General features: G+C 62.4%; 29 protein-coding genes. 16 read left to right on the top strand and 13 right to left on the bottom strand.

All coding sequences use genetic code 11. The features are described from left to right. The first annotated feature begins 235 nt into the window (after positions 1-235). Positions 236-1,909 carry an alkaline phosphatase family protein gene (locus tag P3T18_RS19760; RefSeq protein ID WP_429301650.1) on the top strand — a complete coding sequence of 558 codons (1,674 nt, stop codon included), beginning with the start codon at positions 236-238 and terminating at the stop codon, positions 1,907-1,909. A 26-nt stretch (positions 1,910-1,935) separates the two neighbouring features. Here the strand turns inward: P3T18_RS19760 and P3T18_RS19755 are convergent, their stop codons facing one another. Next, complete coding sequence (locus P3T18_RS19755) at positions 1,936-2,889, bottom strand: LysR family transcriptional regulator (protein WP_429301649.1); 954 nt, start codon at positions 2,887-2,889, stop codon at positions 1,936-1,938. A gap of 322 nt (positions 2,890-3,211) precedes the next feature. On the opposite strand from P3T18_RS19755, the gene P3T18_RS19750 reads away from it, so the two are divergent. From P3T18_RS19750 to P3T18_RS19725, 6 genes are all read left to right on the top strand, one after another. After that, the gene (locus P3T18_RS19750; RefSeq protein WP_429301648.1) at positions 3,212-6,418 is read left to right on the top strand and encodes an efflux RND transporter permease subunit; all 3,207 of its coding nucleotides are present in this window, start codon (positions 3,212-3,214) and stop codon (positions 6,416-6,418) included. 257 nt (positions 6,419-6,675) lie between these two features. Next, complete coding sequence (locus P3T18_RS19745) at positions 6,676-7,782, top strand: NADH:flavin oxidoreductase (RefSeq protein WP_429301647.1); 1,107 nt, start codon at positions 6,676-6,678, stop codon at positions 7,780-7,782. 56 nt (positions 7,783-7,838) lie between these two features. Beyond that, positions 7,839-8,705 (top strand): glutathione-dependent disulfide-bond oxidoreductase, encoded by an 867-nt coding sequence (gene yghU / locus P3T18_RS19740; RefSeq protein WP_429301646.1) that lies wholly within the window; start codon positions 7,839-7,841, stop codon positions 8,703-8,705. Between the two features lie 83 nt (positions 8,706-8,788). Next, positions 8,789-9,400: a glutathione transferase GstA gene (gene gstA / locus P3T18_RS19735; protein ID WP_429301645.1), complete on the top strand. Its 612-nt coding sequence runs from the start codon at positions 8,789-8,791 to the stop codon at positions 9,398-9,400. Between the two features lie 121 nt (positions 9,401-9,521). After that, a complete protein-coding gene (locus P3T18_RS19730) occupies positions 9,522-9,860 on the top strand; it encodes a carboxymuconolactone decarboxylase family protein (protein WP_429301644.1) in 339 nt (112 codons plus the stop codon). A gap of 202 nt (positions 9,861-10,062) precedes the next feature. Next, complete coding sequence (locus P3T18_RS19725; RefSeq protein ID WP_429301643.1) at positions 10,063-10,428, top strand: response regulator; 366 nt, start codon at positions 10,063-10,065, stop codon at positions 10,426-10,428. Positions 10,429-10,465: 37 nt separating this feature from the next. Here P3T18_RS19725 and P3T18_RS19720 read toward each other — a convergent pair whose 3' ends face one another. Further along, entirely contained in the window at positions 10,466-11,044 is a 579-nt protein-coding gene (locus P3T18_RS19720) for a TetR/AcrR family transcriptional regulator (RefSeq protein WP_429301642.1), read from the bottom strand. Between the two features lie 121 nt (positions 11,045-11,165). Here P3T18_RS19720 and P3T18_RS19715 point away from each other — a divergent pair, with 121 nt between their 5' ends. Further along, complete coding sequence (locus tag P3T18_RS19715; protein WP_429301641.1) at positions 11,166-12,143, top strand: SDR family NAD(P)-dependent oxidoreductase; 978 nt, start codon at positions 11,166-11,168, stop codon at positions 12,141-12,143. 45 nt (positions 12,144-12,188) lie between these two features. Here P3T18_RS19715 and P3T18_RS19710 read toward each other — a convergent pair whose 3' ends face one another. After that, on the bottom strand, positions 12,189-12,995 hold the full coding sequence (locus P3T18_RS19710; protein ID WP_429301640.1) for an alpha/beta hydrolase: 807 nt from the start codon (positions 12,993-12,995) through the stop codon (positions 12,189-12,191). 164 nt (positions 12,996-13,159) lie between these two features. On the opposite strand from P3T18_RS19710, the gene P3T18_RS19705 reads away from it, so the two are divergent. Continuing rightward, complete coding sequence (locus P3T18_RS19705) at positions 13,160-13,750, top strand: hypothetical protein (protein ID WP_429301639.1); 591 nt, start codon at positions 13,160-13,162, stop codon at positions 13,748-13,750. A gap of 128 nt (positions 13,751-13,878) precedes the next feature. Further along, a complete protein-coding gene (locus P3T18_RS19700) occupies positions 13,879-14,082 on the top strand; it encodes a hypothetical protein (protein ID WP_429301638.1) in 204 nt (67 codons plus the stop codon). A 12-nt stretch (positions 14,083-14,094) separates the two neighbouring features. On the opposite strand, the gene P3T18_RS19695 is transcribed toward P3T18_RS19700, so the two are convergent. Continuing rightward, the gene (locus tag P3T18_RS19695; RefSeq protein WP_429301637.1) at positions 14,095-14,886 is read right to left on the bottom strand and encodes a phytanoyl-CoA dioxygenase family protein; all 792 of its coding nucleotides are present in this window, start codon (positions 14,884-14,886) and stop codon (positions 14,095-14,097) included. 84 nt (positions 14,887-14,970) lie between these two features. Between P3T18_RS19695 and P3T18_RS19690 the strand changes: the two genes are divergently transcribed. Continuing rightward, positions 14,971-15,354, top strand: a complete 384-nt coding sequence (locus P3T18_RS19690; protein WP_429301636.1) for a nuclear transport factor 2 family protein — start codon at positions 14,971-14,973, stop codon at positions 15,352-15,354. Between the two features lie 43 nt (positions 15,355-15,397). Here P3T18_RS19690 and P3T18_RS19685 read toward each other — a convergent pair whose 3' ends face one another. From P3T18_RS19685 to P3T18_RS19675, 3 genes are all read right to left on the bottom strand, one after another. Then, the gene (locus P3T18_RS19685; protein WP_429301635.1) at positions 15,398-16,084 is read right to left on the bottom strand and encodes a hypothetical protein; all 687 of its coding nucleotides are present in this window, start codon (positions 16,082-16,084) and stop codon (positions 15,398-15,400) included. A 265-nt stretch (positions 16,085-16,349) separates the two neighbouring features. Continuing rightward, positions 16,350-18,356 carry a VTT domain-containing protein gene (locus P3T18_RS19680; RefSeq protein WP_429301634.1) on the bottom strand — a complete coding sequence of 669 codons (2,007 nt, stop codon included), beginning with the start codon at positions 18,354-18,356 and terminating at the stop codon, positions 16,350-16,352. Positions 18,357-18,466: 110 nt separating this feature from the next. Beyond that, a complete protein-coding gene (locus P3T18_RS19675) occupies positions 18,467-19,120 on the bottom strand; it encodes an HD domain-containing protein (protein ID WP_429301633.1) in 654 nt (217 codons plus the stop codon). 146 nt (positions 19,121-19,266) lie between these two features. Between P3T18_RS19675 and P3T18_RS19670 the strand changes: the two genes are divergently transcribed. Beyond that, complete coding sequence (locus P3T18_RS19670; RefSeq protein WP_429301632.1) at positions 19,267-19,605, top strand: hypothetical protein; 339 nt, start codon at positions 19,267-19,269, stop codon at positions 19,603-19,605. A gap of 154 nt (positions 19,606-19,759) precedes the next feature. Here the strand turns inward: P3T18_RS19670 and P3T18_RS19665 are convergent, their stop codons facing one another. Together P3T18_RS19665 and P3T18_RS19660 are read right to left on the bottom strand one after the other, a co-directional pair. Further along, on the bottom strand, positions 19,760-20,131 hold the full coding sequence (locus P3T18_RS19665; protein ID WP_429301631.1) for a DUF4148 domain-containing protein: 372 nt from the start codon (positions 20,129-20,131) through the stop codon (positions 19,760-19,762). 231 nt (positions 20,132-20,362) lie between these two features. After that, complete coding sequence (locus tag P3T18_RS19660; protein ID WP_429301630.1) at positions 20,363-21,004, bottom strand: GntR family transcriptional regulator; 642 nt, start codon at positions 21,002-21,004, stop codon at positions 20,363-20,365. A gap of 124 nt (positions 21,005-21,128) precedes the next feature. Between P3T18_RS19660 and P3T18_RS19655 the strand changes: the two genes are divergently transcribed. Continuing rightward, positions 21,129-21,605 (top strand): OsmC family protein, encoded by a 477-nt coding sequence (locus tag P3T18_RS19655; RefSeq protein WP_429301629.1) that lies wholly within the window; start codon positions 21,129-21,131, stop codon positions 21,603-21,605. Positions 21,606-21,831: 226 nt separating this feature from the next. On the opposite strand, the gene P3T18_RS19650 is transcribed toward P3T18_RS19655, so the two are convergent. Next, on the bottom strand, positions 21,832-22,065 hold the full coding sequence (locus P3T18_RS19650) for a hypothetical protein (protein ID WP_429301628.1): 234 nt from the start codon (positions 22,063-22,065) through the stop codon (positions 21,832-21,834). 88 nt (positions 22,066-22,153) lie between these two features. Next, on the bottom strand, positions 22,154-22,621 hold the full coding sequence (locus P3T18_RS19645) for an Lrp/AsnC family transcriptional regulator (RefSeq protein ID WP_429301627.1): 468 nt from the start codon (positions 22,619-22,621) through the stop codon (positions 22,154-22,156). A 155-nt stretch (positions 22,622-22,776) separates the two neighbouring features. Here P3T18_RS19645 and P3T18_RS19640 point away from each other — a divergent pair, with 155 nt between their 5' ends. Next, positions 22,777-23,406 carry a LysE family translocator gene (locus P3T18_RS19640; protein ID WP_429301626.1) on the top strand — a complete coding sequence of 210 codons (630 nt, stop codon included), beginning with the start codon at positions 22,777-22,779 and terminating at the stop codon, positions 23,404-23,406. A 74-nt stretch (positions 23,407-23,480) separates the two neighbouring features. Here the strand turns inward: P3T18_RS19640 and P3T18_RS19635 are convergent, their stop codons facing one another. Next, a complete protein-coding gene (locus P3T18_RS19635) occupies positions 23,481-23,654 on the bottom strand; it encodes a DUF1289 domain-containing protein (protein ID WP_429302078.1) in 174 nt (57 codons plus the stop codon). A 131-nt stretch (positions 23,655-23,785) separates the two neighbouring features. Between P3T18_RS19635 and P3T18_RS19630 the strand changes: the two genes are divergently transcribed. Next, the gene (locus P3T18_RS19630; RefSeq protein ID WP_429301625.1) at positions 23,786-24,106 is read left to right on the top strand and encodes a YnfA family protein; all 321 of its coding nucleotides are present in this window, start codon (positions 23,786-23,788) and stop codon (positions 24,104-24,106) included. A gap of 84 nt (positions 24,107-24,190) precedes the next feature. On the opposite strand, the gene P3T18_RS19625 is transcribed toward P3T18_RS19630, so the two are convergent. Continuing rightward, positions 24,191-24,700: a DUF1993 domain-containing protein gene (locus tag P3T18_RS19625; RefSeq protein ID WP_429301624.1), complete on the bottom strand. Its 510-nt coding sequence runs from the start codon at positions 24,698-24,700 to the stop codon at positions 24,191-24,193. 358 nt (positions 24,701-25,058) lie between these two features. Here P3T18_RS19625 and P3T18_RS19620 point away from each other — a divergent pair, with 358 nt between their 5' ends. After that, positions 25,059-26,615, top strand: coding sequence for a S53 family peptidase (locus P3T18_RS19620; RefSeq protein WP_429301623.1), 1,557 nt, complete (start codon positions 25,059-25,061; stop codon positions 26,613-26,615). Positions 26,616-26,638: the final 23 nt, after the last annotated feature.

Here is a 26,638-nt window from a genome sequence, read left to right as displayed (position 1 = left end):
TGTCGAAACTTGCGCCGAGCGTGTCGGCACGTCCAATTTTCCCGCTTCGAATAACACCGCACGAAGCTTAAGAAAACCTGAAGAAATAGCGCTTATTCGGCCTTTTTTCCATATCGACCCAGAACGCAAGGTCGTTAGTCAATCGAAGGAAATGGTTCATAAGGACGACTTAATTCGACTCCACATTGACGCTCTATTACTGAATATTTCGTCACCATTTTTCAAAGGAAAGGACATGAAGAAGATCAGGAGATGGAGCCGTGTACAGAACACCGTGGCAAGCGGTGTGGCGATGTTTGCCGCGCTGCATGCCGCAACCGCGACGGCGGATGATGCCGATAAGCATGGGCGTGAGCACGAGAAAGTCAGGCATGTACTGTTGATCAGCTTCGACGGTTTGCATGAACAGGACGTCGCGCGTTGCATCGGTTCGAATGCGTGTCCGAATCTGGCCTTGCTGGCGAAGTCCGGCACGACCTATACCAATGCGTACACGCCCGGTCTGTCCGATTCGTTTCCTGGTCTCGCCGCATTGGTGACGGGCGGATCGCCGAAGTCGGCGGGGCTCTTCTACGATGTCTCCTATGATCGAACGCTTTACGCGCCATCCGATACCAGTTGCACGGGCAACAAAGGCTGGAATGTCGTATTCGACGAAACGACCGGCGTGGACGGCGAGAATGGCGGTGCTCTGGTCCATCTCAATGGCGGCGGCGCGTTCAATCCTCAAGCCATTCCTCATGCACTGATCAACGGCGTCTGTCAGCCCGTTTATCCGCACAACTACATCAAGACCAATACCGTCTTCGAGGTGGTCAAGGAAAACAGACGCGACGCTCGCACGGCATGGGCCGACAAGCACGCGTGGGGCTACGATTGGCTCAACGGTCCTTCCGGTATCGGCGTGGACGATCTCTCGCGTACGGAGATCAATTCGATCGATCCCGCCACCAATACCAATTACACCGACGTCTATACGCACACGGAAAAATTCGACGATTTCCACGTGCAGTCACTGATTGCCGAGATCGACGGCAAGGACTCGACCGGTCAGGCTCGCGCCGACGTGCCCACGCTGTTCGGCACCAACTTCCAGACCTTGAGCGTTGCGCAGAAGGCGACTGTCGCGACGGGTGGCGGCTATCTGGACGCGAGCTTCACGCCGGGCCCGCAAGTCGCCGGTGCAATCAGCTATCTCGACGACAGGCTCGGTCGCATCGTGTCCGAACTCAAGCAACGCGGGCTCTATTCGTCCACCGCGATTATCGTCACGGCCAAGCACGGTCAGTCGCCGACCGATCATTCGAAGCTGATCAAGAACGGCGACACGCTCTCGAAGCTTCTGGAAGCCAATAACTATCTCGATCCGAATGGCAACTTCGGACAGAACGCGACGAAGAGCGGCAATCTGAACGACGGGACGGGTCTCGTCGGCACCGGCATGGTTCAGTCGGACGACGTCGGCCTGATCTGGCTGCGCGATCAAAGCCAGCTGGCGGCCGTCGTCAAAACGCTGAAGAGCAACCTCGCGTGCAATGCGCCGGGTATCTGCGCGGATGGGCCGCAAGCCTACATTCTGTACGGCCCGCAAATCGCTGCACGTTTCGGCGATCCGGCGCAAGGCCGCACGCCCGACATCATCGTGCAGCCGAATCCGGGCGTTATCTATACGTCGAGCACGTCCAAGGACGAAGAGCACGGCGGCAACGCGCCGGACGACAGCCATCTCGGTCTCGTGGTCTCCGTTCCAGGTGTTCGTCAATCCGGACGAACCGTGGACGAGCCCGTGCTGACCACGCAAGTTGCGCCGACTATTTTGCGCATGCTCGGAATTCGGCCGGAGCTTTTGCACTCGGTTGCGCTTGAAGGAACCCGCACGCTGCCGGGTTTCGAGCGCGACAGCTTTTAAGATCTGAAACTGGCGATCGCTCAGGCTCACGACGCAGGCGGCTGCGTCGTGGAAATCACGTGCGAGTCGATTCGCCAGTCCGTTTCTGCCTTGCGGATCACGTCGGCAATCCAGTCCACGAAAGCCCGAACAGTGGGTGAGAGGTGGCGGTTCCTCGGGTAAAGAACGGAAAGCGGGACAGCCGGCGCGGAGAAGTCGGTGAGCACGCGCTGAAGGCGTCCGCTCAGAACGTGCGGCAGCACCATATAACTGCCCGCGCGAATCAGACCGAGCCCTTCGACGCCACACGCAACGTACGCGTCGATATCATTGACGATCAGACGCTCCCGCATGCGGATGGAGCGGTCCTCGCCGTTCACCACGAAGTGCCAGTCCAGCGGGCGCGCGGTCCGGCTCGACAGGTAGCCGACGGCCTGATGCTCCGCGAGGTCCTCCAGCGACTTCGGCGTGCCGTGGAGAGCCAGATATTCCGGCGACGCGCAGGTCACCCAGTCGAACGCGCCGATTCGTCTTGCGACCAGCGTCGGCGAGTCTTCGGGCGTACCGGTTCGGATCACGCAGTCGATACCTTCCTGCACGAGTTCAACCGTCCGGTCGGCCATGGTCAACGTCAGTTCGACGTCCGGGAAACGGTTCTGAAAATCCTTGATGGACGGCAGCACCACCAGACGCGCGAGTGAGAGCGTCATGTCGACCCGCAAGCGGCCGCGAGGCTGTCCGGCGCTTCCGGGGAAGCTCGACTCGACGGCTTCGATGTCCGCCAGCAGTCTCCTGCAATGGTCGTAATAGAGCGTGCCGTCGGCGGTCAGGCTGATGTGGCGCGTAGTCCGTTGCAACAGACGCACACCGAGGAAGGTCTCCAGTTCCTTGACCGCGCGCGTGACGCGCGACGGCGGCAGGGAAAGGCTTTCGGCCGCCCGGCTGAAGCTGTGCATATCGACGACGCGCGCAAAGATCTGCATCGACTGGAAGCGATCCATTACCTCATTCTCCGGTGGGAATTTATTGCCGATTGGGCAATAACGCTACGTATTCTGGCTGCTGAATGGCGTTTGATTACCATCAAGATACCGTAGAGCGCGGCAATTATTCTAAATGAGGCAATAAAGTTCGCCAAATTTGATGCTGGAAGCCGATGGGCGGCGGGCGCAGACTGCGAGCCAGTCAACCTGGTTCAAGTCGTATGAACGCCCTCAATCTGCATCACCCGGCAGTCTCTACTGCTGTCTTCGCGGCGCCTGGCCGTGTTCCCCGCAGTCGCGACGTCGAAGCTCACGGCACGGCCGCAGCGGGAGGCCGGCCATGAACATCTCGAAGTTTTTTATCGACCGCCCGATCTTTGCGTGCGTGCTGTCCGCGCTGATTCTGCTCGCGGGCATCGTCGCGGCGTTCCACATGCCGGTCTCCGAATACCCGCAGGTCATCCCGCCGTCGGTCGTCATCCATGCGCAATATCCGGGCGCCAATGCGAAGACCATCGCGGAGACCGTTGCGGCGCCACTGGAGCAGTCCGTCAATGGCGTGGAAGACATGCTTTACATGGAGTCGAAGGCGAGCGGCGACGGCCACCTTTACCTCACGGTGACCTTCAAGCTGGGCACCGATCCGAACAAGGCGCAGCAGCTCGTGCAGACTCGCGTGTCGCAGGCTCAGCCGCGACTGCCCGAAGACGTGCAGCGTCTCGGCGTGACGGCGATCAAGAGTTCGCCCGTCATCAGCATCACCGTGCATATGGTCTCCCCGAAAGGAACCTATGACGGCAACTACCTGAGCAATTACGCCATCCTGCACGTGAAGGACCGGCTGGCCCGGATCGCTGGTGTCGGGGACGTGGTGCCATGGGGACCCGGCGGCTATGCCATGCGTGTCTGGCTGGACCCGGCCGCGCTGGCCGAGCGCGGTCTGAGTGCGAACGATGTCGCCAGCGCTATCCGGCGCCAGAATATCCAGGCCGCGGTAGGCACGATCGGCGGTGCGCCGACGTCGCCCAATACGGCCTTCCAGCTCGACGTCAGCGCGGACGGCCGTCTCAAGTCACCCGAAGAATTCAAAAGCATCGTCATCAAGTCCGATGCGCACGGGGCGATTACGCGTCTTCGTGACGTGGCGCGCGTCGAACTCGGCGCAGAGGACTACGGCATTCGCGCCACGCTGAACAACGAGCCCGCGATTGCGCTGGCCGTGGAGGAGGCGCCTGGCGCCAACTCGCTTCAGCTTTCTCGCGAAGTGCATCAGGTCATGCAGGAACTCGCGAAGGAGTTTCCCAAAGACCTGACCTACCGTGTCGTGTATGAACCGAGCCGCGCAGTGCAGGCGGGCATCGACGCGGTCGTGCATACGCTTCTGGAAGCCGTGGCACTGGTGGTACTGGTCGTGTTCCTTTTCCTGCAGACGTGGCGTGCGTCGATCATTCCGCTGCTCGCAGTGCCTGTTTCGATTGTCGGCACGTTCAGCTTCCTGCTGCTCGCGGGTTACTCCATCAACACGCTGTCGTTGTTCGGCCTCGTGGTCGCAATCGGCATCGTGGTGGACGACGCGATCGTGGTGGTGGAGAACGTGGAGCGCAACATCGCGCGCGGTCTGAGTCCTCGCGAAGCGACGTACCAGGCCATGCGCGAAGTCAGCGGGCCGATCATCGCCATCGCGTTGACGCTGTCCGCCGTGTTCCTGCCGCTGGCGTTTCTCAGCGGCCTGACTGGACAGTTCTACAAGCAGTTCGCGGTCACCATTGCGATCTCCACGCTCATCTCCGCGGTGAATTCGCTGACGCTGTCTCCGGCGCTGTCGGCGATGTTGCTGAAGCGTCACGGCGACGCCCCCGACGCATTGACTCGCGCGACGCAGAAGGTATTTGGCCGCTTCTTTGCGCGCTTCAATCAGACCTTCGATCGCGCTTCGGAAGGCTACGGCGGAAGCATCGGCGGTCTGCTGAAACACAAGGGCGCGTTGCTGGTCGTGTACGCGATTCTGCTCGCGGCAACCTGGTGGCTGACTGGTCACGTGCCGGGTGGTTTCGTCCCCGCGCAGGACAAGGAATACGTGGTGAGCCTCGCGCAATTGCCGGAAGGCGCGACCCTGGATCGTACCGAAGCGACCATGAAGCAGATGAATGCCGTCGCGCTCAAACATCCGGGCGTTCAGGAGACTGTGACGTACAGCGGTCTCTCCATCAACGGCGTCACGAAGAGTTCGAGCACGGCGCTGACGTTTGTCCTGCTCAAACCGTTCAAGGATCGCAAAGGCATTTCCGCCGACAAGGTCGCGGCCGATCTGAATCGCGAGTACGGCAGCATCCGTCATGCCTTTACGGCTGTCTTTCCGGCACCGCCGGTGTACGGGCTGGGAACGCTCGGCGGTTTCAAGCTACAGATCGAAGACCGCGCGGACCTCGGGTACGACGAACTCTACAAAGTGACGCAGGCATTCATCAAGAAGGCGTCGGCGGCACCGGAACTGAGTCCGCTCTTTTCCACCTATACGGTGAACGTGCCTCAACTGAAACTCGACATCGACCGTGCAAAGGCGCAGCAACTGGGTGTCGATACGCCGGCAGTGTTCGGCACGCTGCAGCAATTCCTCGGCTCGTATTACGTCAACGACTTCAATTTTCTGGGGCGTGTATATCAGGTGCGAATGCAGGCCGACAGCCGATTCCGCTCCACGCCGGATGACATCGGGCAACTGCGTGTGCGCAACGAGTCCGGTCAGATGGTGCCTCTCGCTTCGCTGCTGAAGGTGAGTCAGACCTACGGCCCCGATCAGGTGGTGCGCTACAACGGTTTCACCGCCGCCGACCTGAGCGGCAGTCCCGCGCCCGGCTACTCGTCGGATCAGGCCATGGCGGCCATCCAGCGAATCGCGGCCGAGACCTTGCCGCCGGGCATGACATACGAATGGACGGATCTGACGTACCAGCAAATCATTGCCGGTAACAGCGCGGTGTGGATTCTGCCGCTGTGCGTTCTGCTGGTGTTCTTCGTGCTGGCCGCCCAGTACGAAAGCGTGACGCTTCCGCTCGCCATTATTCTCATCATTCCGATGAGCGTGTTCTCCGCACTGCTCGGCGTGTGGCTGACCAAAGGTGACAACAACATCTTCACGCAGATCGGTCTCATCGTGCTTGTCGGCCTTGCATCGAAAAACGCGATCCTGATTGTCGAGTTCGCACGGGAGTTGGAGATGGCGGGAATGTCCACGCTCAAGGCCGTGATCGAAGCATGTCGTTTGCGCTTGCGGCCCATCCTGATGACGTCGCTCGCGTTCATCATGGGCGTGATACCGCTCGTGGCGTCGACGGGCGCAGGCGCGGAAATGCGTCGTGCGATGGGCATTTCCGTGTTCTTCGGCATGCTTGGCGTCACGTTGTTCGGTCTGTTTCTCACGCCTTTGTTTTACGTGGTTGTCCGGGCGCTGGGCAGAGGCAAGCCGCTGCATTCCGCCGCGCATCACGCTACACCCATGACTGTTCCTCACCACGCCGAAGTGCGGCGGACGGAGAGCAAGGTATGACCCGGCCATCACCGGCGAGCCAGCGGGCGGCGCGATTCTATCGGAACGCGCTCGCAATAACGGTTTCGCTAATCAGCGTGCTCGGCTGCCAGTCTGCCGATCTCGACCTGGAAAACAACTGGTTTTCGCGGTCATTCCTGTTGAGTCCGGTGATAGCCGCCGCCGTGAGCATGCCGATTCCTGGGCGGCCGCAACACCGCATCCTTCTTCGAGGCTCGTGGCCAATTTCGACACCATTGTGATTGGGAGATTATTTCGTGTCTGTTTCGGATTTATTTGAACCGCTTACGCTTTTGCATGGCCCGGCAATGAGCAATCGTTTCATGCTGGCGCCGCTTACCAATCAGCAAAGCGAACGCGGCGGCTTCGCGTCCGGATTCGATCAGGAATGGATCGAGCAGGTGGCGCGTGGCGGTTATGCATTGATCCAGACCTGTGCGACGACTGTCGAGGCGGGCGGCATCGCATTCGACCGTCAGTTGGGTATTCATAGCGATGCCCACCTGGACGGTTTGACCCGCATGGCCGCGTCGATCCGGAAAAGCGGTGGCTTGTCTGCCGTGCAGCTGCATCATGCAGGACACCGAGCCCGTCCGGAATTGGGCGGTGTTCCAGCCCCCGCGTCGGACGCCACGCTGCCGGGCATCAGAGCCTTGTCGACCGAACAGGTCGAACGAATCCGCGACAGCTTTATCGCCGCGGCGAAGAGAGCCGAACTGGCCGGGTTCGATGGCGTCGCCATTCACGGTGCGTTCGGATGGATTCTGTCGGAGTTCATGTCTCCCTTGCTCAACGACCGCACCGACAAATACGGCGGCACTGTCGAGAATCGCGCCCGACTCGTCATCGAAGTCATCGAAGGCATTCGCCGTACCTGTGGTCCGGCGTTTCAGATTGGCTGGCGCTTATCCGTCGAGCGTTATGGTTTGCGTCTGGAGGAGTTGCGCGAAATAACCGGCGAGATTCTCGGTCGGGAGTTGATCGACTATCTCGATCTGGCTCTGTGGGACTCCGCCCAGATCGTTCAGGAAGGCTCGTTCCGTGGACAGACCATGTTGAGCGTCTTTACAAGTCTGCCTCGCGGAGGCGTGCGTCTGGGCACGGCGGGAAAAATCATGAGCGCCCGACGTGCCGCACAACTTCTCGACGAGGGATGCGATTTCGTTCTGATTGGCCGGGCCGGCATTCTTCAGCGCGATTTTCCGCTTCAGGTCAAAGCAAACCCGTTCTACGACAGTCCGAAGCTGCCCGTTACCGCGGAGTACTTGCGCATGGGTGGACTGAGCGAGCGCTTCATCAATCACATGCGTGGATGGCCGAACTTCGTGTCGTCCAGTGAGCGTGTGCGTGCACGCTCGTCGTGAGTTCTTCGTTACTGCGAGGTTCAGATCGGGCTTTGCAAGTATTAAAGGAGCAATAGATGAGTCAAAAATTTGAAAATCAGCCGGCCGGCTACGTGCCGGATAAAGTTTGGCATCCGAACCATAAATATGGTGGCCAGTTCGGCGGCATCAATCGTCCGGTTTCGGGTTCCAGGTTCGAGCAGGAACTGCCGGTCGGCAAACATCCACTGCAGCTTTATTCGCAGGGAACACCGAATGGGCAGAAGGTCACGATCCTGCTCGAAGAGTTGCTGGCGGCAGGGCATTCGGGCGCCGAATACGACGCGTGGTTGATCGATATCTTCAAGGGAGACCAGTTCGGAAGCGGTTTCGTGGAGATCAATCCCAACTCGAAAATTCCCGCGCTCGTGGACCAGTCGACGGCTCCGGCTACTCGCGTATTCGAGAGCGGCTCGATTCTCGTCTACCTCGCGGAGCGGTTCGGCGCGTTCCTGCCGACCGAGCCTCGCGCACGCACCGAGACGTTCAACTGGCTGATGTGGCAAATGGGATCGGCGCCATTCGTCGGCGGTGGTCTGGGCCATTTTTACGCGTACGCGCCATTCAGGATCGAATACGCGATCGACCGCTACGCGATGGAAACGAAACGCCAGTTGCACGTGCTCGACACGCACCTGGCGTCGCACGAGTTCCTCGCGGGCGACGAATACACGATCGCCGATATCGCTGTGTGGCCGTGGTATCCCGGCAGTCTTTACGGCGTGTATGCCGCGCACGAATTTCTTGCTGTCGAGGAATACACGCATCTCCTGCGCTGGTACAACGCAATTGCCGCCCGCCCCGCAGTGGCGCGCGGAAGAATCGTCAACCGTACCTCGGGCGAGCCGGGCAGCTTTCTGCGCGAGCGCCACGACGCGTCCGATCTGGATGGCGTCCTTCGATAGAGATGGGATTGCCGGCTGCGCGTTCTCGCGACGTCGGGTTCTAAAAAGGCAATACGAAAACTTCTTCTGATTCTGGAGCATGCATGAAACTGTATTTTGCCGCTGGTTCCTGCGGACTCGCTTCGCAGATCGCATTGCGGGAAGCCGGGCAGGACTTCGATCTGGTCGAGGTCGACTTCAAGACCAAACGAACGGTCGAAGGGAGTTATTTCGACGTGACGCCGAAGGGTTTCGTGCCCGCGCTGAAGCTGGACAACGGCGAAATCATCACGGAAGGCGCGGTCATCCTGCAATGGATTGCAGATACGCATTCCGCTGGCAGGCTTCTGCCCGCCGCCGGTACGGCGGAGCGCTATCGCGCTCTGGAGTGGCTCAATTACGTGGCCACCGATCTGCACAAAGGCATGGCGGTGATGTTTTCACCTTTCGTCGACAAGGCTTCGAAAGTCGACTTTGCGAATGGCAATCTGGCTGAGCGATTCGCGTATATCGACAGTCATCTGGCGAAAAACGAGTACTTGCTGGGCGATAGATTTTCAGTCGCCGACGGCTATCTGTACAACGTGCTTTGCTGGCCGCCGCGCGTCGGCATCGACCTGTCCCGATACGCAGCGATAGAGCAATTCATGTTGCGCATGGAGCAACGGCCGAGCGTGCGCGCGTCCCGGGAAGCGGAAGGACTCGCACCGCGATAGCGTGGGGTCGCTGTCTATAGTCGGGCGCCGGCTTGAGTCAAGGCCGCGCGTTCGACTCTTCAAATAAGTACTGGCTTTTATCTTTACCGCTTTTCATAGCGCTCAATCAATGGAGTCATCAATGGACTGGAACGCCAATCGGGATCACGTGCTGGTGAATGTCGGCACGCTGCAGGCACTGTCGCCCGACACGGTGAAGGGCTATCTCATCGCGTCCGGTGCCGGCCGCAAGACCGCGCATCTGGACGAGAAGACGCGGCAACTCATTTCGCTCGCGGTTGCGGTGACCACGCGCTGCGACGGCTGCATTTCGATCCACAGCAACGAAGCGCTGAAAGCCGGCGCAACGCGCGAGGAACTCGCCGAAGCGCTCGGCGTCGCGATTGCAATGAACGCGGGGGCGGCGCTGGTCTATTCGACGCGTGCACTGGAAGCATTCGACAGCGCAACCGGCGCGTGACGGGTTGTAGCGGGTGGCGGCGAGAGCGAAGGCGCGGGCGAGCCAACGTTTTCTTTACGTGAATTGCCGTCGGTCGTGACGGCGAGTTCGACGAGTGCAGGGTTTCGCAGAAACGACGAAAATCCGGTGTGAGTGCATCGCGCGGTGAACTTTGACTACCATCGCGCTGCCCAATACGATGACTCGAATCGGACGACAGGACATGGTAAGCGTACTGCTGGTAGACGATGATCCGGAAGCTCTGGCTGCCTGGGGAGCATGCTGCGCTGCCGATGGCTTCGACGTAAAACTTGCAAGCGACGGCCACACGGCGCTCGCCATGTTCATCGAATCGCCGGTGGACATCGTGGTGGCCGACTGGCGCATGCCGGTCATGTCGGGCAGCGAGCTATGTCACCGGCTGCGTACGCTGCCGAAACTGGCCGACGTCGTCTTCATACTCGTTTCCGGCGAGCCGAGTCCACCCGCCTTTGTTACCTACGACGGCTTCCTTCGCAAGCCTGTCGACGGGCAAAATTTACTCGCTACCATGCGGCGGCTGCTCGCGGATCACGTCATGCATCGGTAGTGGGTGAGTGGGTGGCATCGGTCGAACGAGCCGCGTGCTACTGCGTCGGCCGTGAGCCGAGCAGAAGAATATCGACCAGCCGCTTCGCGCTCTGTTGCCAGTCCGGTGCGGACGCAACGTTCGACACACCGACCAGCGCGCGCAGCAGATCCAGCGGTTCGATATCCGGGCGGATGTCGCCGCTCTCGATCGCGCGCGTGACGAGCGCGTGAATCGCATCCTTGATCTGTGTGCCGGACGATTCGAATAACTTCGTCGGTCCGCCAACCATCGAATTCAAAGCCGGCGCGATGATCTTCTTCGTCGCGATGTAATCCACGAAAAGCAGCATCCATTCTCGCAACGCTTCGGCGGGCGGATGCGATTCGGACAGCCGGTGCTGTTCTCCGGCAAGCTTCGCCACTTCGGCGCGGTAGACGCTTTCCAGCAGCGCGTCGCGCGTCGGAAAGTGCCGGTACAGCGTGCCGGCGCCGACGCCCGCCTGGCGCGCCAACTCTTCCAGACTGATCTCTCCGCCGGCACGCGTGAAGGCCGCTTTCGCGTGTTCCAGGATGCGCTCGCGGTTGCGCTGGGCGTCTGCCCGGGGTTTTCGTTCTTTTGGCGTGGACTCGGTCATTTACATTCGCAGGCTTGCAAACGGAGGGTGTCTCCGTTTAGTATCGATAAAAACGGAGGTAGACTCCGTTTTTATCCCGGACGGGGAACGACGTCAATCTCATTTTGCTGGAGCGGTGGATATGACTAGGAATTTTGGAGCGACTTCGACAACCGACGACGTACTCGCGGGCGTCGATCTTCATGGCAAGCGCATTCTCGTGACCGGCGTGTCGGCGGGGCTGGGCGTGGAGACCGCGCGGGCGCTGGCGGCGCGTGGGGCGAGCGTAGTCGGCGCGGCCAGAGATCTGGAAAAGGCCGCGCAGGCGATCGCCGACGCGCGCCGCGAAGCCGCGGCGGCGGGCGGCAGCATCGAACTCGTCGAGCTCGATCTCGCCAACCTGGCGAGCGTCAGGCGTTGCGCCGACACGCTGGTGAAGCAGGGCAAACCGATCGACGTCGTGATCGCGAATGCCGGCGTGATGGCAGCGCCATTGGGCAAGACCGCGGACGGCTTCGAGACGCAGTTCGGCACGAATCACCTCGGACATTTCGTGCTGGTGAACCGCATCGCGTCGCTGATTCCCTCGGGCGGCCGGGTCGTGATGCTGGCCTCGTCGGGCCATCGTTTCGCCAACGTGGACCTCGAGGACCCCGGCTTCGAACGGACGCCGTACGAGCCGTTCGTGGCTTACGGGCGCGCCAAGACGGCGAATATTCTTTTCGCGGTGGCCTTCGACCAGCGGCATCGGGCGCGCGGGGTGCGCGCGGCTGCCGTGCATCCGGGCGGCATCCGGACGGAACTCGGCCGTCACATGGACGACGGTCAGTTGACGGCTATGGTCGACACGATCAACCGTCAACTCGAATCGGAAGGCAAGGCGCCGTTCCAGTTCAAGAGCGTGCCGCAAGGGGCGGCGACGTCCGTGTGGACCGCCGTGGTGGCGGACGCCGACGCCGTGGGCGGCCGGTACTGCGAGAACTGTCACGTCAGCGAAACGGTGGGCGACGATGTGGTGATCACGCCGGTCAGCGAAGGTGTGCGGCGCTATGCGCTCGATGCGTCGAATGCCGAGGCGCTCTGGCGCAAGAGTGAAGAGATGGTGGGCGAATCGTTCTGACGGTTTCGCGAGACACGCCGCACGGCGAGTCCGCCGGGGCGGCAATCACGCCGCGCCCATCCACTGCATAACCTGCTGCCAGCGCTGCGGCGTCATGGCGTCGAACCAGCTGTCGTGATCGGCGTTGGGCAGCAGCATGAGCTTCGCGAGGTCGTGCTGACCCGCGAAGCGGCGCGCATGCATGACGGGAATCAAGGTGTCCTGCTGCGCGCCGATGATCACGAGCGGCCCGTGATAACGCGAGAGCGCGGCGACCGAATCGAAGCCATCGTGCAGCAGCAGTCGAACCGGGAAGACCGGATATTTTTCCGCGGCCACGCTGGCGAGCGAATCCCACGGTGTAATCAGCACGACGCCGGCGACGGCCGCTTCCTGACCGCGAACCACCTGCGACGCCATGCCCGCGCCGAGCGACTCGCCCGCGAGATAAACCGGTCCGGGCCAACGGGCGACAGTGTCAGCGAGCGCATCGCGCGACGCATCGAGCGCGGCCTGCATGGTGCGCTCGCCGGGCCGGTTGCCGTGGCCGGGATATTCCACGACGAGTACGCGATAGCCGGCCTGAACGAATACGTCGGCCAGCGGCAGCTTGGTTTCCGCCGACTCTTCGTTACCGTGAAACACGATGAAGGTGCCGCGCGGTTGACGCGTCGTCGGCGTGATGATGTACCCCGCATAGTTGCCGCGCACGTGCCACAGGTCGATGCTGCTGCCGGTGTGCGCGGCGTCGCGCAAGTCGGCGGCCTTCGGCGTGGACGGCAGCAGCATGTCGTCCTGCATCAGATACAGTGCCAGCGCGGCGATCAGGTAGGCGGCGACAGCAAAGCTCACGGTGTAGGAAAGCACGCGCATGCCGGATCTCATGTGAGGGTTTTCGAATGTTTTCTGCGCCAGTATAAATACACTTGCGTGCGTGCTACGTTATCCGCACCACGCGACGTGCGAACCCGTCCAGACAGCGGCGGAAACCGTCAACGCGTCCCCGTTCCAACTGCTCACGCGGCGTCCCGCAGACCATGCACAACGCACCAGCCACCGCCGATCGGCCCGCGCCCTCGCTCCTGCGAGACGTGCGCTATACGATCGTTCCGCATCAGTTGCGAGGCGTCAGCGCGGGACTCGCCGCGCTCGACCTGGAAGCGAATCCCGGTGCGCTCGTGATGCCCGATCGCGGCGAAAACGCGGTGCGTCACGAGGAACTGGTGGCGTACACGCGGCCTGTGATCTGCGTCGCCGCCATGCATTGCCGCTCGCTCCTGCAATTTCTCGGTGTGGACTGCGGCGACGGGGCGGCAATGGATGTGGCAACGGACGCGACATCGGAAGCGGCGCCGGACATCTGGATCGGCACGTTCGACGGCAGAAACGGCCGGCGCCTCGAACCCGTGCCGCTGTCGGTGCTCGAGCGTTTCGGCGATTCGCAACGGGTGCAGCATGCCTGGACGGCGACCGCCCGATTCGCCGCGCAGGCGCTCGTCGACGCCATGAACGACCCGGCGTTGATCGACGGCACGCTCGCGCCGATGCTGCGCCGGACCTTCGAGACGGTTCCCGATGTAGTGAACCGATGGTTTTACGAGCGGGCCGTACTGGTGGCGAATCGCTGACCGGCCACTCAGATTGCGGGGGTGGTCAGCGATTTTTGTTTATGTATAATTGCGAATGATTCTCAATTGAGTCGGGCTGGCAGCACCGCTGGCATGCCCGCCGGCATCTTCACCGTCGCCCGGATTCTATGAAAACCTACCTCTGTAACGATCTGATCGAGCGCTTCGGATACGGCATGGCCGTCTATATTTCGGCGAAGGCGTCCGCGATGCAGCGAAGCATCGACACAATCAACGCCGAGCGCCAGGCGGCCGGCAACCGTCTGTTGCAGAGCGCGAGCGTGGACGAGATCGTTGGCGTATTGCGCAGGAAAGGGAAGTTGCCGGCCTGAAGGCGGGCGCTTTCAGTAAGCGAACTTCCGGTACGCTTCCGGCGCATCGGGCGACTGCACGCTGTCCACGCGCGGCATCGAGCGCAACAGGCGTCTGGCGCGAGCGCTTAGACGGGCATCCACGTCGGCCGGCACGTCGATGTGCACCTCGGGCCGGTAATACCAGCTCCGGCTATAACCGATCACCACCATCGGGCGCGGCTGATCCGTCCGGTTCGGCGTGCCGCGATGCAGCGCGCGCACATCGCGAATCATCACATCGCCGAGTTCCATTTCTATTGCTTTCAGTTCGACGCGGTTTTCGCGCCATGCTGTCATGGCGTCGTCAGGACGCATGCGATGCGTGCCCAGCGTCGTTTCGAATGGACCGTTTTCCAGCGTGACGTCGCACAGCGGGAAATTGACCGCCAGTTGAAACGAGGGCGTTTCGGGCTGATCGTCGAAGAGTGGCGGGGTGTCGCGATGAATGTCCTGATACGTCGAGCCGTCGAGTGGCGTGTCGGTGGCGAGTTGACACATCACCGGGTCTTCGCCCGCAACCCGTTCGACGATACCGAGAATCGCGGGGTCGCAAAAAATGCTTTCGTCGGCGAACACGCCCGCGAACGGCAGCGTGATGTAGTGCCGGTTGTCGCCCCTGACGGCCGTCGTGCCAGCGGCAATGCGCCCGCGCAATAGCGGCTCGAAGGCAGCGCGCCAGGCCTGCAGCGTCTCCGCGCGGAAGTGCCGTTTCAGGACGACCATCCCGTCACGTTCGAATTGCGCGGCGTACGCGTCGAGTTCACTGGCAGCGATGTCAGGCACGGTGTCTCCTTCGTTTTCGAATGGATAAGACGGCGATGCGGCCTATGATACCTGGTGTGACTTTGTTCGCGCGCGAGATAAACCATGCAAAGCGATGCCATACGTGAAGCCCTGAATGCGCACTGGCGCGCGTCGGCGGCGGGCGACCTCGACGCCGAGCACGCCATCTACGACGAAGACGCGGTCTGCGACTATCCGCAATCGGGCGAACGCATCGTCGGGCGAAAGAATTTGCAGGCGCTACGTGGGCATCATCCGGACAGGCCATCGGGTTTCGATGTCAGGCGGATGCAGGGAGAGGGCGACCTGTGGGTCACGGAATACACCATCACGTACGGCGGCCGGCCGGCGCTGACGGTGAGCATCATGGAATTCAGGAACGGCAAGGTCGTTCGTGAGACGCAGTATTTTTCGGAGCCGTTCGAGGCGCCGGCCTGGCGAAGCGGCTGGGTGCAGCGCATCGCCTGAGCGTGCGCCGCCCGATTCTTTGCGTGCGTGCGTCCGCGTTCGTCTAGTGGACGCCGGCGGGATTCGGCGGCGGCAGGTTCGGGTCGAGTTTCGCCGATTCCCTGACGAGCTGATCGGTCATTGCTGCTGCGACCGTATTCGAACTGCGATGAGGCTGGTCGTCGTGCACGAGCGGCGTGGCTGCCGCCGGCGGTGGCGGCAAGTTGGGGTCGAGCTTGGCCGATTCCCTGACGAGCGCATCCGTTTCAGACGACGATCCCGAAGACGACGATGACACCGACACCGGATTCACTCCGCGTCGGCCGAGATTGTCGCGTCCGCGTGCGCCTTGCGCGACGCCCGGCGCGGCGGCGGTATCGACGTTCACGGATGCGACGGCAGTGGATTCGCGTGGTCGCGCGCTTTTTTGCAAAGGCGCGGTGTCTTGCGGCGTGGCTTGAGCGGCCGTCTGCGCCGGCACATTCGCTGCGGGCGCGATGCGACCCTCAGTGGACTGGCCCGAGATGGCGGCCTGCGTGACCGAATTGGTAGCGCCTGCGCTGCTCTGCACGGCAATCGACGCGTCGTGCGAATTCACCGGCGTTGCGTTGGACTGCAGGTCGGCGGCGTGATTGACAGCGCCGCCCGTCGCGCTCGTCGACGGATCGCTTTTCGGCGACAGCAAATAGGCCGCGAACGCAACTTCCGCCAGCACGAGGCTGACCACCAATGTCTTGCCGATTTTCCTCATAACTGGCCAACCAATGCTCGATCGATACGATCGAAGCATGATAGTCAAGGGCTCGGCACAGGTCTGTAACGAGAGGTTGCGCACGTAACCAGATGGGACGGAGCTTGCGTTGTGGATATTTTTTGGGGTGGCGAAAGCCGGCCGAGTTACCCACAGAAAATGTTCGCAAGCCTGTGGACAACCCCCTGGCAATCGCGCCAACTACTTGATCGCAAACCGTTCTCGCGCCCGGTTCAGTAACCGTGCGCACAAGGTCAGCCACACGCTATTCGACGGGCGTCGCCAGCAGGGCCACCGGCATGCCGTGGCAGCTCACCTGCGCGACGAGCGAGGCGCCCAGCTCCGCCTCCGCGGCGCTCCGTGCCTCATGCGACGCCTTGGGCCGCTCGATCCGCAGAATATTGATGGGCCACGATGCGCGCGACAGACGCTCGTGCGCGAGCGCGCCGATCCACAGCGGCGTCGTCGAACTGCCGTTGTCGACGGCATAGCCGCTCGGCCAGAAGCGCAGCACGTCGCGTTCGTCGCGCGTGTCGCCCGGACGCATGAAGACGAGCGCCGACGGCACGCCGTTGTTCAGCTTCGGCAGCACCGGCAGCGACACGGCCGCCACGTTGGGCGACGCGAGCGAGAGCAGACTGTGCGCCGAGAGGTCGGTGCCTTCCACCCATCCCTGGGCGCGCAGTTGTCCCTTGATCGAATCGAGATTCGACATCCATTGCACGGTGATCGGCTCCTTGCGGTCGCCGCCCATGTCGGATCGGTAGCAGGGCAGGCTTTTCCACAGCGAGTGAGTCCATTGCGTCTGCGTGACGAGCATCGGCTGAGCGCGCGCGACCTGTTGCGGCGGCGGGACCGGCGGATGCACGCCGAGCTGCACGCCCACGCTCGCCAGCATGACGGCGAGGATGATGAGCGGCATGAAGCTGCGGGTGGGCGGCGGCTCGGGATGTCGCAGGATAGCCGTGAGCGAGACGATCGCGACCCACACGTAGGCGAGCGCGGCGCCGCCGATCGCGTCGGAGACCCAGTAGCGGCCGAAATACAAACCCGCCAGCGCGATCACGATCACCACGACGGTGCTGACGGTCGACACCAGCACGCCCTCCAGCGTACCCACGCGACGCGCCAGCAAAAATGCGAGAAAACCGTACACGATGACGGTGGCCGCGACGTGGTTGCTCGGAAACACGTAGGCGTTGGCCAGCATCTCGTCGGGCGGCGCGCGGTGCATCGCGAATTGCAGCGCGAAAATCAGCAATTGGGAAAACACCACGGCCGCGAGCCAGTAGCCGATGGTGCGCCAGCGGCGCTCCCACAGCATCCATATCACCACGGTGACGACCAGCGCGCCCAGCGTGGCGACGCTGCCGAGTGTCGCCAGTCCGGCGAGCACCGTGTCGCCCCACGGCGTGCGTACCGATTGCAGAAACTGATAGACCGACAGATCGACGCGCGTGAGCGGGTCGCCGCTGACGACGTCTTTGGCGACGCCGAAAAACAGCGCGCCCGACGCAAGCACGATCAGCGATGTCACCACGACGCTGCTCGCGTCCGGTTGCTCGGGGTCGAGCATTTTGCGGGCGAACCGCCCGACCGGACCCGGATGGCGGCAAGCCCAGTCGCCCAGATGCAGGCCGGCCGCGCTCGACCACGCGCTGGCATGCGAGAGCAGGAATCCCGCCGCGCGAAAGCTCAGCCAGACGATGCCCACCAGCAGCGCGATGACCACCACCAGCCGGAACGAGACCGCGCCCGCCAGCAGCACCGACGCCCCGAACACCACGCCCGGCAAAATGTGCGCGGGCGCCCACAACAGCGCGGACAACACGTTCATGGCGTAAAAGCGTGCGGGTGACATGCCCAGCATGCCCGCCACGACCGGCACGATGGCCCGCAGCGGACCGATGAAACGTGCGAACACGACACTCTTCGCACCGTGCTTCTGAAAAAAATGATGACCCGCGTCGAGTATCTGCGGATGTTTGCAGAACGGCCACAACTGGACGATGCGGTCCTTGTAGCGGCTGCCGAGCCAGAAGCTCAGGCCGTCGCCCGCGATCGCGCCCGCCACCGCCCACGCCAGCGCCCACCCGAGACTCAGCGAGCCGGTGCCGGCCAGCGCGCCGGCGAAGAACATGGCGGTGCTGCCGGGAATGAAGGTGCCGATGACGGCAATCGCTTCGAGAAATGCGGCGAGAAAGACGACCGTGAGCGTCCATGCCGGGTGGCCGGCAAGCTGATGCAACAGCTGTAGGTAGGCGTGCTCCATCGTGTGCGATCGGCCGTGTAGGCGCCGTGTTGGCGTAACGACCGATCATAACGCGCGCGCGAGTTTTGCTTATGCTTCGACGCATTCCCCGCGCCGCGCGGCGCGCCGGTTCAGATCTCGTCGGCGAATTCGTCGAGGAAACGCTGCAGGCGCGCGTGACGGAGCGCCGCCATGCGCGCGCCGGCCGAAGTCTGGAAGCCGGACGACAGCTTCAGCAGCTTGGTGTGGAAATGGTCCAGCGTGTAGCGCGTATCGTCGAGCGGACGGTGCGTGGCATGCGGGTCGGCGGGATCGTAGAGCGGACGTCCGAGACGGCCGGCCACGTAGAAACAGCGCGCCACGCCGAGCATGCCGAGCGCGTCGAGCCGATCGGCGTCCTGCAGCGTTCTGGCTTCGACACTGCGCGGCGCGACGCCGGCGGAAAAACTGTGCGCCTCGATCGCGTGCGACACCGCGGCGATACGCGCATCGGACCAGCCCGATGTGGTCAGCACACGTGCGGCTTTCTCCGCGGACAAACGCGAAGCCTGCGCACGCAGCGGCGAGTTTTTCTCGACCGTCACACAGTCGTGCAGCAGCGTGGCGGCGAACAGAACGTGCGCGTCGCCGCCTTCTTCTGCCTGAATGGCCGACGCATTTTTCCAGACGCGCTGCAGATGCGAGGTGTCGTGGGAACCGTCGAGGTTGCCGCTGTCGTGACTGAAAGCATGCGGCAGCAGTGTGCGAGCGAGGTCTTCGAATGGAGCGAAAGCGGTGGACGTCATCGATATTGCGAGTCGAAAGAGAGCCGCCGATTATCGCCGATCGCTCATCAAGCCCCGATTGATGTCATGAACAAAGCGTGTTCGTCGACGTCTTACTCTTCAGGCGCCCAGTAACGGCGCGATCCCGATGGAACGACGGAGCGGCTATGAAAATCGTGGCGAGCGGTGTAATGGCGTTGGTTTTGATAATCGGCCTGATCGACGGGGCGCAGGCGCAGTCGACGAGTCCCGGCGCGGGTGCGGCGAATGGTGCGCAAGCGGGTATGCAACCCGGCATGCAGAGCAGTCCGGCCGTGCCCGGCATCGGCGCGACGCCGGGTGTGAGCGGCGGCATGGGTACCAGCAGCGGCACTCACAGTGCGACAGGCGGTGGCCTCGGTGTCAGTCAGGCGCCGAACGACATGCGGGCGAACGGCACCAGCCTGAATCAGAGCGTCGACCCTCGCGCGCCGAACGTGGCGGGGCGAGGAGCGCCGTCGCGCTAGGTCGAATGCTACGGCCCACGCGGCGTAAAAGTTGGGTTGGTCTCTCGCGAATCGTCGATACGTGCGCAATGCCGTGTGCTCGTCCGGTCGGGCGAGCGCATGGCGTTGCGCGTAAGCGCGTTGCAATTTGCTTCTGACATGCAGCGGCCAACATTCAGCTACCAAAGTACAGTGAGCAGAAGCTCACCGGGCCGACGCAATTGTTGGGGTCCATCGTCATATGCGCCGGTGCGCGCTGACCTGTCGCGCTCGAGCCGGCCATGCTGCCGCCGACATCGGTGTCGCGAGATTGCGTGGCCTGTGCCTGCGTTTGCGCTTGTGCCTGTTCCTGAGCAGCCTGTTGCGCGTAGATCGGGTTGATCTCCGGATACGACGTGTCGGTCACCAGATTCAATCCGTTGTTCTCGGCCTGGATCAATTCCTGACGAACTTCGGCGCGGGTTTTTTCCTGCGCGGATGCGTTGGTCACTGCGCCGGCAGAGGCGAGAAGGATCATGGAGAGGGTGAGAGCGAGTCGGGTTTTCATGATGGATTCCTAAGTAATTTAAAATCTGCACCGTTGTCAGCGAGAAAGAAACACACCCGCGAGGGAGTGTGTTGCCCAATGTGGGACGTGTCCGTTAGCCGGGGGAACAGCGCCTGAGCGGCTGGGTATCCCGGCGGCGGTCGCGTCGCCTGATGTGCTGTCTACAGAACGGTAAACACAGCGTCGCGCCGCGTTATTCCCGTTTTTTCGCAGATATTTATTCGTGGACCATCATTCGCTTTGCAGCAGTTGTAGAACAATGCGTTTCGCCGAGGCGAGATGCGCGACGGTCATCGAACGCGCGAGGCGCGCGTTGCCGGCCTCGCAGGCCTGGAGAATGTCGAGATGTTCGTCCTGAAAGGCCGCCGTGTCGGCGAGCAGGGTGGACTGCAACCGCTCGTAGCGTTCCACCTGCGCGCGCAGCTCGCGAATCGCTTTCAATTGGCGAACATTTCCGCAAGGTCGGTACAGCAACTCGTGAAATTCACGGTTGAGTTCGCCCTGTTTCTGCGCGGTATCCGCCTCGCCGAGCAAGCGGTGTACGAGTTCCGCGCGTGACAGCGTCTCGCTGTCCATGCGTTTGACGGCGCGAAAAATCGCGTCGCCTTCGAGCAGTGAGCGCAAATCGTAGATTTCCGCCACGTCGATTTCCGTGAGCGTGCGCACCACTGCGCCGCGATTTCGTTGCAACTCGATCAGGCCTTCGCCTTCGAGCTTCTGGATCGCTTCTCTCATCGGCACCCGGCTCACGCCGAAGCGTTCGGCCAGTTCGCGTTCGACCAGTCTTGCGCCGTCCTGCAGATCGCCGGCGGCGATCAGTTCGCGCAGCGAGACTGCAATGGCGTCGGCGGTGGAATCGAGTCTGTTTTCCATGGCGGTCTGTTTCGTTTATCTGGAATAATGGTATACCAAAATGCCATTCTCTGGATAAAATGCTTTCCGGTTCGGCGCATCCTGCTCGACCGGAATCGACCAGATCGGAAAAAAGGAGATCGGCATGGCATTGGGTGAACACAAATACGCGGTACAGGTGCAATGGATCGGCAATCGTGGCACCGGCACGTCCGCTTATCGCGCATACGGGCGCGACCACATCATCAGCGCGGGCACGAAGCCGCCCATCGCCGGCTCGTCAGACGCAGCCTTTCTCGGCGACGCGAGCCGCTGGAATCCGGAAGATCTATTGGTGGCGTCGACCAGCGCGTGCCACAAACTCTGGTATCTGCATCTGTGTGCGGAGGCGGGTGTCGTCGTGCTGGAGTATCGCGATGAAGCCGAAGGCACGATGCTCGACAACAAGGAAGGAGGGCGTTTCTCGCAGATCGTTCTGCGTCCGCACGTGGTCGTTCAGGCGGGCAGCGACGCGGAGTTGGCCGGGCGTCTGCATCACGCGGCTCACGAGAAATGCTATGTCGCCAACTCGCTCAACTTTCCGATTACGTGCGAACCAGTCATCACGACCCGTGCCGTGTGAGGGGGGTGTGAACCGGCGGCGGCGCCGCTACTGGACTAGCGCTTTCGCGGCAGAGGGGCGCATGTGAAAGATCGTCGCGGCGTAATCCGGGCGATTGCAAATTCGCAACTAACGGTCAAGCCTAGACGGCGTCCTGGAATCGCGCGGCATCCGTCCAATCCGCTTCGGACGGCGCCGCTCGCGCCGCTGCGCCCTCGCTATCCAGCGCGGCGAGCGGCTAGGTCACTTACCGGTTGCCGTCAAGCAGATCGCCGAGCATTTCGTCGAAAGCGGCTTGCGCGTCTTCGAGCTCCTGCAGCGCGGCGTCGAAAGTTTGCAGGGCGAACTGCGATGGTTTGCCCTCGCCGGCCGGTGGGAATTGCGACTGCAGCGACGCGAATGCCGTCTGTACGCGCTTCGTCGCGTTCAAAACCCGCTCCATCGCGGCTGATTCTTCGGCTCGCGCCTTTTCGTGATCCATGGAAAACTCCGTGCGTGTCTGGTCGGCTCGCGCCGTATCGATTGGATGAAACTATGCCACGATTGCCGGCGCCTTCGCGTGCCGGCGTTCAGGTGAGCGGCAGGCCGCTGTTCGCCTTGACTTCGCGCAGCGACAACGCCGATTCCACCGACGTCACGCCAGGCAGACCGCGCAACTCGTCGCGCATGAAGGTGCCGTAATCGTCGAGGTCGCGCGCCACCACTTGCAGAATGTAGTCGGCGCTTCCCGACACATTGTGGCAACTAAGAATGCGCGAGATTGCCTGCACCTCGCGCTCGAAGCGCGTCGCGACTGCGCGGTCGTGCACGGCAAAACGCACGTAGACGAACGCGACCACACCGAAGCCGAGCGCGGAACGCGACAGCATGGCGCGATACCGGTCGATATAGCCGTCGTTCTCCAGCCGCTTGAGTCGCCGCGCGCAGGGCGTTTCGCTCAAGCCCACCGTTTCCGCCAGGCGCGCATTCGACATGCGCCCGTCGTTTTGCAGTGCGGCAAGGATGGCGCGGTCGGTTTTGTCGAGCTCGGTGGTCATCGTTCTGGAACGCCTGCAAACGGTTGGTGGATTGCGTTTCGCGAAGGCGGAATGTTAGCGCATTCCTCTAAAGCGTGCGCCGTCATGCTGGTAAATCGCCAGCAAAACCTCCGTCGACGAACGCAAGATAGAGGCCTCGAAAGCGAGGTTTCATCATGATTTCCGCCCATCTTCTGGTTGTATTTATTGCCGCGCTCGTCGTGGTGTATGCCGTGCCCGGACCGGACATGGCGCTGGTGTTGCAGACCAGTATCGGTCGCGGCGTGCGCAGCGGTTTTGCCGCCGCCGGCGGCCTCGGCGTGGCGCGAGCGGTGCACGTCACGCTGTCTGCTTGCGGCGTCGCCGCGCTGTTGCGCAATGCGCCGTGGCTCTACGAGATCGTGCGCTACGGCGGCGCGATCTATCTGGCGTGGGTCGGCATCCAGATCTTCCGCTCGCCGGTGTTCGCGTTGCCGGCAGGCGTACCGGCGGATACGGCGGCGAGCTCGTTGCGCGCGTCCTTCGTCAAAGGCTTGCTGACCAACCTGCTCAATCCGAAAGCGCTGCTGTTCTGCTCCGTGCTGCTACCGCAATTCGTGCGGCCCGAAGCGGGACCCGTCGCGTTCCAGATGATCGAACTGGGTGTGGTATTGCTGCTGATCGGCGCATGCTTCGACGCCATGTATGCAATCGGCGCGGCGCGCATCGCGGGCTGGATGCGGGCCCATCCGCTCGCGCAAACCCTTCAGCGCTGGACGTTTTCAGCAGCGCTGATCGGATTCGCGTTGCGGCTTTCACTCGATTGAAGTCCGGTTGCGGCTTTGTCGTGAGTGGGATCTGAACTCGTTATGAGTCGCGGCGCCCGAGCCGCCGCTCATGCTCACTTGTTGAGCTTGTGTTCGCGCCGCGAGCGATCTTCGATGATCTTCCGGCGGTGCTTGTCTTTCATCTTTTTCCAGCTTTTGCATTCGTCGCGCGTGCGCATGCAGCCGATGCAAAAACCGGTTTTGCTGTCGAACTTGCAGATGTCGATGCAGGGAGAATCTACGCTCATGACGGAGGGCTGACAGGTGAGAGATGCGAAGACTCTCGCATGTGCCATGCCCGCACGCCAAGTGATTGTGTTAATAAAGCCGATAGACCGCCAGTGAACGAAGAGCGGCGACACAACTCTTTTCTCCGTCGATGAAAACTTTTCTGCTTTATGTGGTAACCGCCGTTGCCGAGATTCTCGGCTGCTATCTACCGTGGCGCTGGCTCAAGGACGGGGGTTCCATCTGGCTGCTCGTGCCGGGCGCGTTGAGCCTCGCACTGTTCGCGTGGCTGTTGACCTTGCATGGCGCTGCCGCGGGTCGCGTTTATGCCGCTTACGGCGGCGTGTACGTGGCGGTGGCCATCGTCTGGCTCTGGTGCGTCGACAAAATGCGACCCACGCTTTGGGACGCCGCCGGGGTCGCGTTCACGCTTGCCGGCATGGCGATCATCGCTTTCCAGCCGCGCGTGTGAACGCGCGGCGGTGAGACGCCGCAAAGCACACCAACCTCTCCGGTATGCCCAACGGCGCGCTGCTCAGCGCGGCTGCACCGGGTATTACTTGATGCCGCCCAGGTAATCCAGCTTGCCGAGTTCCACGCCGTTATGACGCAGGATGTCGTAGGCCGTCGTGACGTGGAAGTAAAAATTCGGCAACACGAATCCCAGCAGATACGACATGCCGGTGAACTCGACCGCACCGCTGCGCATCTTCAACGTGACGGCGCGCGTTTCCGAGCCGTCGATCTGTTGTGCGTTGAATTCCTTCAGATAGTCGATCGTTTTTTGAAGGCGGGCTTGCAGTTCTTCAAAGGTCTGTTCGACGTCTTCATACTTCGGTGCTTCGACGTCCGCGAGACGCGCGACGCAGCCTTTCGCCGTGTCGCTTGCAATGTAGACCTGACGCGTGAGCGGCAGCATGTCCGGGGCGAGGCGGGCATTCGTGAATACGGACGGGTCGATCTGTTTCTCGGCAGCGTGAACTTCGGCCTTGCCGAGGATGGCTTGCAGGTTGGTCAGGCCACGCACCAGCACGGGCACTGATGCTTGATACATCGAAATTGACATGGGCTTCCTCTGATTCTCGGATCGTGCGCGCGGACAGCGCGCGAGGCAATGTAACGGCTGGATTGCCGCTGCAGCATGATAGCGCGAGCGCCTGCGCATCGGTGGGCGGACCCTGGCCATCCGGACGACTCCCGCGCGCGCCGGAACTGTGTTCGAATGGATTGGTCGGACGGTTGGATGCAGTCCTCGAAAAATAGCGACTTGCGGCGCCTGTCAGGCATCGAGGTTGCGAAGCTGCGTGCCATGCCGGGCTCGTGTAATCGATGCGTAATCGACACACAACCGATGCGCCATCGACATGCCATTGAGCTACGTCGACGCGCAGCCCGGCAGTCACGCTAACAGGAGAGTCGACACCATGGCCAACAAGCATGTGCTGCCAGGAAGCGAGCGAACGGTAGAGCAGGGTTCGAAGCTGATCGGACAATGCGATCCCGCGCAACAGATCGAAGTTTTCGTGGTGCTGCGCCGTCAGCAGCAGGCGCAGTTCGATGCGCTGATGGGCCGGATCGAGGCCGGCGACCCGAGCGTCAAGCCGCTGTCGCGCGAGGCGCTTGCCAAAGACTACGGCGCGGCGCCGGACGACGTTGCCAAAGTGAAGGCGTTCGCCGCCGCCCATGGTCTGAGCGTCGTGCGGGAAGACCCGGCGGCGCGCTCCGTGGCGCTGAGCGGCACGATCGCGCAGTTCGAGACGGCGTTCGGCGTCAAGCTCGAACATTACCAGCATCACACGGCGGCGCAGTTTCGCGGCCGCACCGGTTCGATCAGCGTACCGGACGATCTGCATGGCGTGGTCGAGGCGGTGCTCGGGCTCGACAACCGGCCGCAGGCGCGTCCGCATTTCCGCATCCGTCCGCCTTTCCAGCCGGCGCGCGGGCATCAGGTGTCGTTCACACCGCTGCAACTCGCTTCGCTCTACCAGTTTCCGCAAGGCGACGGCAGCGGCGAGTGCGTCGGCATCATAGAACTCGGCGGCGGCTACGAAACCAGCGATCTCAAGAGCTATTTCGCGAGTCTGGGCGTGACCTCGCCCACGGTGAAAGCGGTCGGTGTCGATCAGGGCAGCAATCAGCCGAGCGGCGATCCGAACGGGCCGGACGGCGAGGTCACGCTGGACATCGAGATCGTCGGCGCGATTGCGCCCGGCGCGACCATCGCGGTGTACTTCACGCAGAACAGCGACGCCGGTTTCATCGACGCGGTCAGCCGCGCGGTGCACGACACCGCCAACAAGCCTTCGGTGATTTCGATCAGCTGGGGCGGACCCGAGTCGAACTGGACCGCGCAATCGCTCAAGGCATTCAACGGCGTGCTGCAGTCGGCGGCGGCGCTCGGCGTCACCGTGTGCGCGGCATCGGGTGACAGCGGATCGAGCGACGGCTCCGGCGGCGACGTAGTCGACTTCCCGGCGTCGAGTCCGTACGTGCTGGCGTGCGGCGGCACCAACCTGAGCGCATCGGGCAATACGATCTCGCATGAGGTGGTCTGGAACGACGGCGCGCAAGGCGGCGCAACCGGCGGTGGCGTCAGCCGGGCGTTTCCCGTGCCGGTCTGGCAGAAGGGCCTGTCGGCGACGGCAACTGGCGGCGGCAAGACCGCGCTCAGCGGTCGCGGCGTGCCCGACGTGGCCGGCGACGCGTCGCCGGTGACCGGCTACAGCGTGCTGATAGACGGCACGCAGACCGTGGTCGGCGGCACCAGCGCGGTAGCGCCGCTGTGGGCCGCGCTGATCGCCCGGATCAACGCCACGAAAGGCCAGCCGGCCGGTCTCGTCAATCCGAAGCTGTACAAGGCGGCGGGAGTTTGCAACGACATCACGCAGGGCAACAACGGCAGCTTCGCGGCGTCGACCGGCTGGGATGCCTGCACGGGTCTCGGTAGTCCGAATGGTCAGAAGGTGGCGGCGGCACTATAGTCTGCAAAGCTGCAGGCAGGGCA

It is taken from the genome of Paraburkholderia sp. GAS199, assembly GCF_050436585.1.
Taxonomy (GTDB): Bacteria; Pseudomonadota; Gammaproteobacteria; order Burkholderiales; family Burkholderiaceae; genus Paraburkholderia.
Note: the sequence above shows the minus strand (reverse complement) of the source record. Positions and strands in the feature narration are given on the sequence as shown.

Excerpts from the sequence above, each read along its gene's own strand:
- P3T18_RS19760 (WP_429301650.1), top strand. The coding sequence starts at position 236 with ATGAAGAAGATCAGGAGATGGAGCCGTGTACAGAACACCGTGGCAAGC.
- P3T18_RS19755 (WP_429301649.1), bottom strand. The coding sequence starts at position 2,889 with ATGGATCGCTTCCAGTCGATGCAGATCTTTGCGCGCGTCGTCGATATG.
- P3T18_RS19750 (WP_429301648.1), top strand. The coding sequence starts at position 3,212 with ATGAACATCTCGAAGTTTTTTATCGACCGCCCGATCTTTGCGTGCGTG.
- yghU (WP_429301646.1), top strand. The coding sequence starts at position 7,839 with ATGAGTCAAAAATTTGAAAATCAGCCGGCCGGCTACGTGCCGGATAAA.
- gstA (WP_429301645.1), top strand. The coding sequence starts at position 8,789 with ATGAAACTGTATTTTGCCGCTGGTTCCTGCGGACTCGCTTCGCAGATC.
- P3T18_RS19730 (WP_429301644.1), top strand. The coding sequence starts at position 9,522 with ATGGACTGGAACGCCAATCGGGATCACGTGCTGGTGAATGTCGGCACG.
- P3T18_RS19725 (WP_429301643.1), top strand. The coding sequence starts at position 10,063 with ATGGTAAGCGTACTGCTGGTAGACGATGATCCGGAAGCTCTGGCTGCC.
- P3T18_RS19720 (WP_429301642.1), bottom strand. The coding sequence starts at position 11,044 with ATGACCGAGTCCACGCCAAAAGAACGAAAACCCCGGGCAGACGCCCAG.
- P3T18_RS19715 (WP_429301641.1), top strand. The coding sequence starts at position 11,166 with ATGACTAGGAATTTTGGAGCGACTTCGACAACCGACGACGTACTCGCG.
- P3T18_RS19710 (WP_429301640.1), bottom strand. The coding sequence starts at position 12,995 with ATGCGCGTGCTTTCCTACACCGTGAGCTTTGCTGTCGCCGCCTACCTG.
- P3T18_RS19705 (WP_429301639.1), top strand. The coding sequence starts at position 13,160 with ATGCACAACGCACCAGCCACCGCCGATCGGCCCGCGCCCTCGCTCCTG.
- P3T18_RS19700 (WP_429301638.1), top strand. The coding sequence starts at position 13,879 with ATGAAAACCTACCTCTGTAACGATCTGATCGAGCGCTTCGGATACGGC.
- P3T18_RS19690 (WP_429301636.1), top strand. The coding sequence starts at position 14,971 with ATGCAAAGCGATGCCATACGTGAAGCCCTGAATGCGCACTGGCGCGCG.
- P3T18_RS19685 (WP_429301635.1), bottom strand. The coding sequence starts at position 16,084 with ATGAGGAAAATCGGCAAGACATTGGTGGTCAGCCTCGTGCTGGCGGAA.
- P3T18_RS19680 (WP_429301634.1), bottom strand. The coding sequence starts at position 18,356 with ATGGAGCACGCCTACCTACAGCTGTTGCATCAGCTTGCCGGCCACCCG.
- P3T18_RS19675 (WP_429301633.1), bottom strand. The coding sequence starts at position 19,120 with ATGACGTCCACCGCTTTCGCTCCATTCGAAGACCTCGCTCGCACACTG.
- P3T18_RS19670 (WP_429301632.1), top strand. The coding sequence starts at position 19,267 with ATGAAAATCGTGGCGAGCGGTGTAATGGCGTTGGTTTTGATAATCGGC.
- P3T18_RS19665 (WP_429301631.1), bottom strand. The coding sequence starts at position 20,131 with ATGAAAACCCGACTCGCTCTCACCCTCTCCATGATCCTTCTCGCCTCT.
- P3T18_RS19660 (WP_429301630.1), bottom strand. The coding sequence starts at position 21,004 with ATGGAAAACAGACTCGATTCCACCGCCGACGCCATTGCAGTCTCGCTG.
- P3T18_RS19655 (WP_429301629.1), top strand. The coding sequence starts at position 21,129 with ATGGCATTGGGTGAACACAAATACGCGGTACAGGTGCAATGGATCGGC.
- P3T18_RS19650 (WP_429301628.1), bottom strand. The coding sequence starts at position 22,065 with ATGGATCACGAAAAGGCGCGAGCCGAAGAATCAGCCGCGATGGAGCGG.
- P3T18_RS19645 (WP_429301627.1), bottom strand. The coding sequence starts at position 22,621 with ATGACCACCGAGCTCGACAAAACCGACCGCGCCATCCTTGCCGCACTG.
- P3T18_RS19640 (WP_429301626.1), top strand. The coding sequence starts at position 22,777 with ATGATTTCCGCCCATCTTCTGGTTGTATTTATTGCCGCGCTCGTCGTG.
- P3T18_RS19635 (WP_429302078.1), bottom strand. The coding sequence starts at position 23,654 with ATGAGCGTAGATTCTCCCTGCATCGACATCTGCAAGTTCGACAGCAAA.
- P3T18_RS19630 (WP_429301625.1), top strand. The coding sequence starts at position 23,786 with ATGAAAACTTTTCTGCTTTATGTGGTAACCGCCGTTGCCGAGATTCTC.
- P3T18_RS19625 (WP_429301624.1), bottom strand. The coding sequence starts at position 24,700 with ATGTCAATTTCGATGTATCAAGCATCAGTGCCCGTGCTGGTGCGTGGC.
- P3T18_RS19620 (WP_429301623.1), top strand. The coding sequence starts at position 25,059 with ATGGCCAACAAGCATGTGCTGCCAGGAAGCGAGCGAACGGTAGAGCAG.